General features: G+C 70.4%; 9 protein-coding genes and 1 tRNA gene. 4 read left to right on the top strand and 6 right to left on the bottom strand.

Annotated features, from left to right (window positions below; translation table 11 throughout):
• Window positions 1-313: 313 nt before the first annotated feature.
• The gene (locus tag G5C62_RS13835; protein WP_164701440.1) at window positions 314-475 is read left to right on the top strand and encodes a hypothetical protein; all 162 of its coding nucleotides are present in this window, start codon (window positions 314-316) and stop codon (window positions 473-475) included.
• 813 nt (window positions 476-1,288) lie between these two features.
• Here the strand turns inward: G5C62_RS13835 and G5C62_RS13825 are convergent.
• From G5C62_RS13825 to G5C62_RS13815, 3 genes are all read right to left on the bottom strand, one after another.
• Window positions 1,289-1,864, bottom strand: coding sequence for a hypothetical protein (locus G5C62_RS13825; RefSeq protein WP_164701438.1), 576 nt, complete (start codon window positions 1,862-1,864; stop codon window positions 1,289-1,291).
• A 67-nt stretch (window positions 1,865-1,931) separates the two neighbouring features.
• Window positions 1,932-2,432 carry a hypothetical protein gene (locus G5C62_RS13820; RefSeq protein ID WP_164701437.1) on the bottom strand — a complete coding sequence of 167 codons (501 nt, stop codon included), beginning with the start codon at window positions 2,430-2,432 and terminating at the stop codon, window positions 1,932-1,934.
• A gap of 206 nt (window positions 2,433-2,638) precedes the next feature.
• The gene (locus tag G5C62_RS13815; RefSeq protein ID WP_164701436.1) at window positions 2,639-3,475 is read right to left on the bottom strand and encodes a tyrosine recombinase XerC; all 837 of its coding nucleotides are present in this window, start codon (window positions 3,473-3,475) and stop codon (window positions 2,639-2,641) included.
• 125 nt (window positions 3,476-3,600) lie between these two features.
• Here G5C62_RS13815 and G5C62_RS13810 point away from each other — a divergent pair, with 125 nt between their 5' ends.
• A complete protein-coding gene (locus G5C62_RS13810) occupies window positions 3,601-3,900 on the top strand; it encodes a hypothetical protein (protein WP_164701435.1) in 300 nt (99 codons plus the stop codon).
• Between the two features lie 84 nt (window positions 3,901-3,984).
• Here the strand turns inward: G5C62_RS13810 and G5C62_RS13805 are convergent.
• Window positions 3,985-4,057 (bottom strand) — tRNA-Asn (locus tag G5C62_RS13805).
• A 147-nt stretch (window positions 4,058-4,204) separates the two neighbouring features.
• Here G5C62_RS13805 and G5C62_RS13800 point away from each other — a divergent pair.
• Both G5C62_RS13800 and G5C62_RS13795 read left to right on the top strand, forming a co-directional pair.
• Window positions 4,205-5,287, top strand: coding sequence for a diguanylate cyclase (locus G5C62_RS13800; protein ID WP_164701434.1), 1,083 nt, complete (start codon window positions 4,205-4,207; stop codon window positions 5,285-5,287).
• Between the two features lie 68 nt (window positions 5,288-5,355).
• Window positions 5,356-5,568 (top strand): hypothetical protein, encoded by a 213-nt coding sequence (locus G5C62_RS13795; RefSeq protein WP_164701433.1) that lies wholly within the window; start codon window positions 5,356-5,358, stop codon window positions 5,566-5,568.
• Between the two features lie 7 nt (window positions 5,569-5,575).
• Here the strand turns inward: G5C62_RS13795 and G5C62_RS13790 are convergent, their stop codons facing one another.
• A complete protein-coding gene (locus G5C62_RS13790) occupies window positions 5,576-6,136 on the bottom strand; it encodes a hypothetical protein (protein WP_164701432.1) in 561 nt (186 codons plus the stop codon).
• Window positions 6,133-8,964, bottom strand: coding sequence for a DNA primase (dnaG, locus tag G5C62_RS13785; protein WP_164701431.1), 2,832 nt, complete (start codon window positions 8,962-8,964; stop codon window positions 6,133-6,135). The genes G5C62_RS13790 and dnaG overlap by 4 nt, the downstream gene beginning before the upstream one ends.
• Between the last annotated feature and the right edge of the window lie 42 nt (window positions 8,965-9,006).

The raw sequence follows: 9,006 nt of genomic DNA, 5'->3' as shown, positions 1-9,006 counted from the left end.
ACCGGTACAGCTCCACTGCATCCCGGCGGAACTCCTCGGAGTACGTCTTCCTCGCCACCGTCTGATCTTCTCGCTTCCTCCAGGCCGGGCCCGGATTCAGCGTGTCCACGATCAGGGGTCAAGTCCCGGTCCCGGCAGCGCGCGGCGGGCAGCCACGACCGACTGCGGCTGGTGCAACGGACCGATCACCCCGCGGGCGAGCGGTCCGATCCCTAAGTGGTGCTCAGCGACCTGTCGGAAGCGGGCTTGGGAACAGAAGCGGGCTGCGGCCTCCGGCCGATCCGCAGTCGAGATCGTCGAGCGAGTGGTCGCCGTGCCGACTGAGCAGCCTCCGCCGCACCTGCCCCGCCAGCTCCCCTCGGTCGAACTGCTGCGCACGCTCGCCCAGCAGCTGGACAGCGGCGCCGTCTACGACCGGCACCTGCTCGCCATCGCCGGCGCCGCGCAGGACGTCCTCGCAGCCGCGCAGCGCTGAAGCCTCGGACTTGGACCCGACGTGAACGTCAGCCGGCGGGAATGGCCGCGTTCGCGGGGGTGACGGTTGAGGTGACATGGCCCCGCGAACGTGCACGGCTATGTCACCCCAACGCCGCTGGCAGCAATCGAACGGCCTCAGCGCCTCTTGAGGACGACCAGCTCCACCCGTCGTCGTCCGAGGACGTGTCATGACTGCTCGTCTGCTGACCACTGAAGAAGTCGCCGCACGCTTTCGCACCAGCCCGGCAACTGTCAGGTACTGGCGCCACATCGGCATCGGGCCTATGGGGATCAAGGTCGGTCGCCGGGTCCTCTACGAGGAGGCGGAGTGCGACCGGTGGTGGGAGACCAAGGTCGCGGCAGCGTTACACGACTCCCGTTGAGCCGATCGAACTTTCCCCCAACACTTCAGTGCCTGCGAAAGACACGTCAGCTGGGCTGTCACAGCTTAACCGATTTCCCTCAGGGCCGCCGACACGGACGCTGGGACCGACGCCAGCCATGTCGCGGGGTTTTCTCGGCCACTTCGGCTCCCTCTGCGCGCAGTTGCGCGGAGAGGGAGCCAGGTCGCGGACACGGAAGTTCACACGGTGTGCTGGGTTCGGGTGGCCGAGCTGGTTGGTGATCGGCGCGGAGTGAGGCCGGCTTATCCAGCCGGGTGGCAACGGTCTTGCGGCAGGTAGCGCGAGGTGGTCGAGGACCGGGGCGCCTTAGTGCAACGGACCGACAACGTCGGGGGGAACCAGCTCGGTGTCGGCCGCAGCGGTGTGGCGAGCCTGCGACGCAATTGCGGTCGCCACCAAGGCCGCGGCTAGCCGGCCGGGTCGTAGCCCCAAAGCCAGTTGCGGACCCGCGGCGGCAGCTTCGACAGAAGTCGGTGAAACAGACGCGACCGCTTGTCGAGCCCCTGGACCGCCCGGCTTTGCAGCGGAATCGGTTCAGGGATCGGCGAGAGGTCCCCCGTGCGCGGAACCCACCGCCACGTTTTCCCCCGGACGTCCTCGAGCTGTACCGCGATCTGCATGTCGTCCACCTCCGCTGCTCGCAGCGACGCAGGTGGGATGACTTGGCTCCTCTCGCTGCCCGGGCCGAGGTGCGGAACGGCCAGCATGGTGATGGGCGGCGGCGCGGTGACGATGACCCTCCGCACGGGCCAGTCACTACGGTTGGCGACGACGAACCGCCCTCCGCCAAGCACGTAGCCTCCCTGCTGGCCGGGCACGGGCTCCCAGTTGAGGGTGATGTCGGCAGCTACCTTGCGCACCTGGCGTTGCTGTTCCCGCCGCTCAAGGACTTTGGCCACCCACAGCCCGCTTACGAGACCGCTTATAAGACCGCTGATGATGCCGACGACCAAGCCGGGCAGTTGCGACACTAAGAGGTCCATATTCATGAGGGTCCCAGCGGGCTATGGTCTGCCGACCTAACCGGTCCCCAGGGCACTGTGGCCATAGCTACTTCGCCAGCTCAATCACTGTTGCGATACCGGCAACTAGGACGACGATCGAGACATATAGGTAGTATGTCCCAGGCCTTCTCATTTCCTTGGCGAGTGCAGCGAATCTGGAACCTCCTCCGGATGCCGCGAAGGCTTCGGGGATCGTAAGCAGCTGTCGCATCTGCCTTAAGGCCTCGTCCGCAGCCGAGTGATCTAGATCCGCGTCCCGGAAGAATTTCTCGATCGACTCCGATCTATCGATGAACTTGCGCTGGATGGTCTTGGTATTCGCATCGAGTATCCAAAAACCAACCGCCGCCAAGGCGGCGACGATAAACATGGCTGCTTGTTTTTGTTGCAGGGCGAACAGCGTTGCAGCACTGCAAGCTGTAACTGCGAACCCCTTGATCTTATATAGGTGGTCGTCATAGGCGCGGATAGACGTATCACTGCGCTCCAAGTGAGCCTTTAGCATCTCAAGCCGTAGACCGGCCGGATCCCCGCTATCCATATCCACCCTCCGATACTGGCAACTCGACAGGCGATGATGGCATGCGCTAACGACGCTTGCGAGTGACGAGCCGGGGGCCGGCCGGCGTCCGCGTCAGTCGCCGGGTCCTCAAAAGGAGACGGAGCGCGATCGTGGTGGCGGACCAAGGTCGCCGTCGCGCTGAACCAGCCTCTACTGGCCGAAGAGCGACGAATCACGGTCCAGCGCCTGCGTCACCGCCCCAACACCCGAGCGGCTTCGGCGCTGACCACCTGGCGGCCGAAGTAGACGTCCAGAGTCATCGACGGGTTGGCGTGGCCGAGTTGGTCGGCGACCTGGCGTGGGGTGAAGCCAGCCTCGTCCAGCCGAGTGGCGACGGTCTTGCGGAAGGTGTGCGAGGTGACCCACGACCAGGGTCCTTCGGCGCAGCGGACCGGGCGGCCGGCCGCGGTCCGGTTTGTCGCCGGCTGGAAGCCGGTGCCGTTGCAGACGTCGCACTCGAAGGAGTCCAGCAGCTGGCGCATGTCGGTGGAGACGTTCGTCGGGTCGCGCAGAGTGCCGGTCACGGGAGTCGGGAACACCAGCTCGGTGTCCGGCCGGTGGGGCGACTCGAGCCGACGGCGCACCATGTCGACGGCGAAGGCCGGGACGGCGATGATCCGCCAGCCGGCGGCCGTCTTGGTCCGCGGCTGGACGCCCATCCCCCGCTTGGGAATCCGCACAGCGGTGCCGTTGACCTCCCAGGTGCCGGCGTCCAGGTCCAGCAACGGCCGGCCGGCGGTCTGTCCGATGCGCAGGGCCAGCACCTCGCCGATCCGGGCGCCGGTGGCCAGCATCCAGTCGACCAGGTCGGCGAGGTCGAGCTCGGTGGCGCGCGGGCTGACGTGGAAGAGCTCGACCAGCCGCTTGGTGTCCTCCACCGTCAGCGCCCGCGGCGCCTTCTTCGCGCTGGTGTTCAGCCGGGTGGCCGCGTCGCGGACCGGGTTGGCCATCACGGCGCCGTCCGCGATGGCCATGGCGAACATCCCCGACAGGCACGCCCGGGCGGTCTTGGCCCGCGCCGGGGCCACTCGTCGAGGCGATCGTGGCCAGCGCCCGGCTGACGGTGCCGGGCGTCACCTCCCGCAGGCACAGCCGGCCGAAGGCCGGGATGACCTGAGCGCGCACGGTCGAGCGGTAGGTGCGTTCGGTACCGGTGGACCAGCCGTGGTCGGCGGCCAGCCAGGCGTCGGCCAGCGCCGACACCCGGGTACCGGCGGTCAGCGCGCCGGTCCCGCCGGGCGCGCGGCGGCCGGTCAGCTCGATCTTCAGCGCCCGCTCGGCGGCGGCCCGGGAGGCGGCGGTCTTAGAGACCAGCCGCACCTCACCGTCGAAGTCGCGGAACTTCACCCGGGCCTTGACCCGGCCGTTGGGCATGGTGGCGAACAAGATCGTGCCGCTGGTGCCCAGCGGCAGCGGTGGACGTCCCACGGGCACCTCCGGCCCTCGATACTGAGTGCCTAAAGGGTGTCAGGGTGCCCGCACCGTGGGAAGAGAGAAGGCCCTGACCGGCGGATTGGCTGGTCAGGGCCTTGACTTGCTCCCCCGATAGGACTTGAACCTATAACCCTGCGATTAACAGTCGCATGCTCTGCCAATTGAGCTACGGGGGATCGGCGGGTGGTGCCCGCGCGCCCACAGAGATTACCTCACGCCCGGGTCGGTCCCGGGCCGGGGGTGGCTCCCGGCGGGTCGCGTCCCCGCCACCCGACCGGGTGAGGGCGATCAAGCCGGGCGTGACCGCTGCCGACGCTGTGTGCATGAGGGAGCTGGGTGAGCGGGCGGTGGCGGGCGTAGGCCGCCACATCGAGTGGCGCGCCGTCACGCTCCTCGCCATCTGCCTGACCGGCAGCATCCCGCTGTTCGTGGTCAGCGGCTTCCAGCGGTCGGTCGGCGCGCACGCCGATGCTCGGCTCGCCGCTCTGGGCGCTTCGATCTGGGGGTGCATGGCCGGCTACGTGGCGATCCGTCGTCGGCTGGGGCCCCGGGACGGCGCCGTCATCATCGGCGCGGCCAGCACGATCATGATCATCGAGGGTCTCTGCCAGGAGGAGCTCACCATCCGCTGGCTGTGTGCTGCGGCGCTGGTGGTGGTGCCCGTGGCCGCCGCGATGCTGCTCCGGAGCTGGGCGGTGGTCGTCACCACGGCCGTCGCGGTGACAGGCGTGGTCGCGATCAGCCTGACGCTGCCCACCCCGCCGCTGCTGCGGGTCTACTCCGCGCTGACGATGGCCGTCATGGTGCTGGCCCCCATCACCGTCGTCACCATCCTGGTGCGCCGCATGCAGGCCGCCCGCGATCTGGCCCGCACCCTGGCCGTGACCGACCCGCTGACCGGGCTGTCCAACCGCCGCGGCATCGAGGCCCGCGCCGGCTCCATCCTGGCCGCCGCCGCAGCAGCCGGTGAACGGGTGACCGTGATGGTGCTGGACCTCGACCACTTCAAGACGGTGAACGACACCCATGGGCACGCCGTCGGCGACCGGGTGCTGACCGAGGTCGCCGGCGCGATGACCCGGGGCGCCCGCGCCGACGACCTGCTCGTGCGCCTCGGCGGGGAGGAGCTGGGCTGGGTCGCCCACTTCCCCGGCCCGGACGAGGTCGCGCGGGCCGCGGAACGCCTTCTCACCGCCGTGCGCGATCTGTCGGTGCCCGACCTACCTCCGGTCACCGTCAGCATCGGGGTGGTCACCTCGGAGCCGCCGCCTGGCCACAGCCCGGTCGACGCGGTCCTCTCCCTGCTCAGCGCCGCCGACCGGGCGCTGTACGAGGCCAAGCGGGCCGGGCGCGACCGGATCGCCTACGCCGCGGACCGCCCGCGCGAGCTGAACCCGACCTCCTGAGCTCGACGGGTCGGAACACCGCTGGGCCGGTAGCGTGATCACTTCCGCCCCAACCCAGGAGGTCCCCCGTGGCCAAGCTGTCCTTCCTCGCCGGCTTCGGTGCCGGTTACGTCCTCGGTGCCAAGGCCGGCCGTGAGCGCTACGAGCAGATCCGCCGCGTCTACAACCACGCCAAGGACGACCCGCGCCTGCAGACCGCCGCCGGAGTCGCCCAGGCACGCGCCGATGCCGCCGTCGACTCGGTGAGGAACCGGCTGGGCAACGAGACCGGCAGCAACTGACCTCGGGTCAGCGGCTCGGGTCGTCGGCGTCCACCGCCGCGGCCAGGCGGTCGCGGGCGACCTGGCGGGCCACCGGGTCGTCCCGGTCGGCGTCGTCGTCGAAGACCACGGTCCACTCCCGCGCCGCCTGACCGGGCACCCGGCGGGCCACCAGCAGCACCCCTCCCCCCGTGGGCAGCGGGTGCCGCTGGCTGGTCACCACGGTGCGGTCGACCCGGGTGCGCAGCACGCCGGGCAGCCCGCCGGCCTCGCGCAGCACGTGCCGCTGCGGCGCCTGGCGGGCCTGCACCCCCGGTTCCACCTCGACCAGCGGCGTCACCATGAACGTGCCTCCCGCGCCGGCTGCGCTCCACCGTGCGGTGCCGATCTCATGCCACGCCAGCAGGGTCGAGGTCTCGCCCGAGTCGGCCGGGACGACGCGCAGGCCGCGCGAGGTGGCCACGGTCCAGCCCCCGTCGACCCGCTCTCCCCACGCCAGCGCCCGCTCCTCAGCCTCCACGTCGAGCGCCGCGCGCACCGGCTCCGGCGGGCGGGCGAACCTCCCGCGCACGCGCTCGATCAGGCTCACGGGGTCAGCCCGCCGGACGCGCGCTTGCGCAGCGAGATGGCCAGCTGCTCGAGGTCCATCAGCTTCTTGAAGGCCCGCATGTACTCGTCCTGCGCCTCGATCGGGTTGGTGCGCTGCAGCTTGCCCTTGAGCGCGGCGATCTCCCGGACGGTGGCCATCTCGTGCAGCCGGGCCATCAGCGCGTTCACGTAGGTCGGGTCGTTCTCCCCCACCGCGTGCAGCGGCTCGACGGCCAGCGCGGTCAGCATCGCCTTCGCGGTGTCCCGGTCGCAGTGCGCCGTCACCTCCTCCAGCCACGCCGCTCCGGTCGTCGTCGCCCCCGCCGCTCCCCCGGCGGCCGACACCGCCGCAGCGACCGCCGCGTAGTCCGGGTGCGTGTAGGAGCTCGGCTCCACCGCGTCGAACTGCGGCCCGGCGATCTCCGGGCACTGCAGCGCGGCCTTCACCGCCTCGCGCTCCACCTCGATCGCGGCGTCGTCCGGCGTCCGCTGCGGCGTGCGCGGGCGGGACCTCGGGCGCTCGCCGCCGTTCTCCCCGGCCAGCTGGCGCACCCGGGCCACGACCTCGGTCTCGTCGGGCAGGCCGAGCAAGCCGGCCAGCCGGCGGGCGTACGCCGGGCGCAGCGCGTGGTCCTTGATCTGGGCGAGCAGCGGCGCCGTCTTGTCCAGGGCAGCCACCCGGCCCTCGACGGTGTCCAGGTCGTACTCGGCCAGATGCGTTCGCAGCACGAACTCGATCAGTGGCGTGCGCCGGCCGATCAGGTCACGGACGGCGGCGTCCCCGTGCGCCTGGCGCAGCTCGCACGGGTCGCGACCCTCCTGCTCGACGGCGACGAAGGTCTGCGCGACGAAGCGCTGGTCCTCCTTGAACGACTTCATCGCCGCCGCCTGGCCGGCCGCGTCGCCGTCGAAGGTGTAGACGACCTCCCCGCGGAACTCGTCCTGGTCCATCAGCAGCCGGCGCAGCACGTTGATGTGCTCGGGCCCGAACGCGGTGCCACAGGAGGCCACCGCCGTGGTCACCCCGGCGACGTGGCAGGCCATCACGTCGGTGTAGCCCTCGACGACGACGGCCTGGTGGTTGCGGGCGATGTCGCGCTTGGCCCGCTCCACGCCGTAGAGCACCGAGCTCTTCTTGTAGAGCGGGGTCTCCGGGGTGTTCAGGTACTTGGGGCCGGGGTCGTCGTCCATCAGCTTGCGGGCACCGAAGCCGATGACGTCGCCGGTCAGGTCGCGGATCGGCCAGAGCAGCCGGCGGTGGAACCGGTCGATCAGCGTGCCGCGGGAGGACTCCTTGGCCAGCCCGCCGGTGACCAGCTCGCTCTGGGTGTAGCCGAGGCCGCGCAGGTGCCGGGTCAGGGTGTCCCAGCCACCGGGGGCGTAGCCGCAGTTGAAGTCCAGGGCCACCTGCCGGTCGAAGCCGCGGTCGGCGAGGAACGACCGGGCCGGTGCGGCCTCCGGCGTCATCAGCTGGCTCGCGTAGAACTCCGCGGCGGCGGTGTTGGCCGCCACCAGCCGGGCCCGCTGGCCGGCGTGCGCGCGGTCCGGGCCGGCAGTGGCCCGGCCGCCGTCGTCCTCGTACTGCAGCTGCACCCCGGCCCGGCCGGCGAGCAGCTCCACCGCCTCGGCGAAGGAGAGGTGGTCGATCTCCTGCACGAACCGGATGACGTCGCCACCGACCCCACACCCGAAGCAGTTGCCGGTGAGCAGGTTGTCCTCGAGCGTGAAGGCGTGCGTGCCTGGCACCTCGGCGCAGAAGACCTCTTCGATCCGGTCGCTCCACTCGACCGACTGGACCACCCAGTTCTTGCGCTCGTACTTCTTGTCCCTCGCCAGGTGTCGTTCACGGTGCTGAGCGATGAGGAAGAAGGACTCGGGCAGCCCCTTGGTCATGAACCGCAGGTTGAAGATGTCGCTCGGGACGCCGTCGATACCCACCCGGTTCTGCTTCGCGATGCCGAACGTGCCGATGCCCAGCCGCGTGCAGAGCCGCCGCACGTACTCCAGGTCCTCGATGTCGGCGGAGTTGAGGATGGCGTCGCCGTCCTCGGCGACACATCCATCGGCGGCGAAGTAGCCGGCCAGCCAGCCGAGCAGGTAAGAGGTGTCATCGTCCAGGGACGGGCGCTCGTCCTTGAAGTGGGCAGGCAGTCCGTAGAAGCGTGTCCCCCGCTCGTCCGACCACGAGCGGCACCCGTCGAAGAGGTGGGCGAGCTGAGCGTCCTTCTCGCCGTAGAGGACGGCGATCGAACCTCGGCCATCGCGGGTGCCGTCGCCGTAGACGAGCCCCCGTGCGATGCCGAACGGTGAGGGCCGGGTCGCCGGGTTGAGCACCCGGCTGACCGGGAATGAGTGCGACAGCCGGTCGCCGGGTCGCAGGTCCTTGGTGAGCTTCTCGCGGCGCTGCTGCCGGAGGGCTCCGGACGGGACGAACCAGCGGTGCTCGTCGGTGGCGTGCACGACCTTGGTGCGCCCGTTACGGCTCAGGGTGAGACGCATCAGACGCTGCACGCCGTAGCTGCGGAAGGGCGCCTCCACCCAGCCGCCGTCGCCGTTCAGCACGCGCACCGTCTTGCCCGCCAGCTCGCGGATGGGGACGGTGCCGTCCTCGGTGAGCACGCCCGTCTCGCCGGCCAGGCAGTGGTACAGGCCTCGCGAGGGCGTGACCTGGAAGGACGGCGACTTCTCGTCGTGGAACGGGCAGAGGCCCTTGAGACTGCCGCCGCCGGCGCGCTTGAGCTGCAGGTGCTCGCCGATGATGTCGTCGATCTTGGTCCGCTCACGGACCAGCGCGATGTCCGCGGCGCGGATACGCCCCCGCCCGACCATCAGCTCGCCGCCGCGGTCACGTCGGAGAGCGCCGGCTCGGTG

This window comes from Modestobacter sp. KNN46-3, from assembly GCF_011039295.1.
Note: the sequence above shows the minus strand (reverse complement) of the source record. Positions and strands in the feature narration are given on the sequence as shown.

Coding starts and splice junctions, on each gene's coding strand:
- G5C62_RS13800 (WP_164701434.1), top strand. CDS start 4,205: ATGAGGGAGCTGGGTGAGCGGGCGGTGGCGGGCGTAGGCCGCCACATC.
- G5C62_RS13825 (WP_164701438.1), bottom strand. CDS start 1,864: ATGGACCTCTTAGTGTCGCAACTGCCCGGCTTGGTCGTCGGCATCATC.
- dnaG (WP_164701431.1), bottom strand. CDS start 8,964: ATGGTCGGGCGGGGGCGTATCCGCGCCGCGGACATCGCGCTGGTCCGT.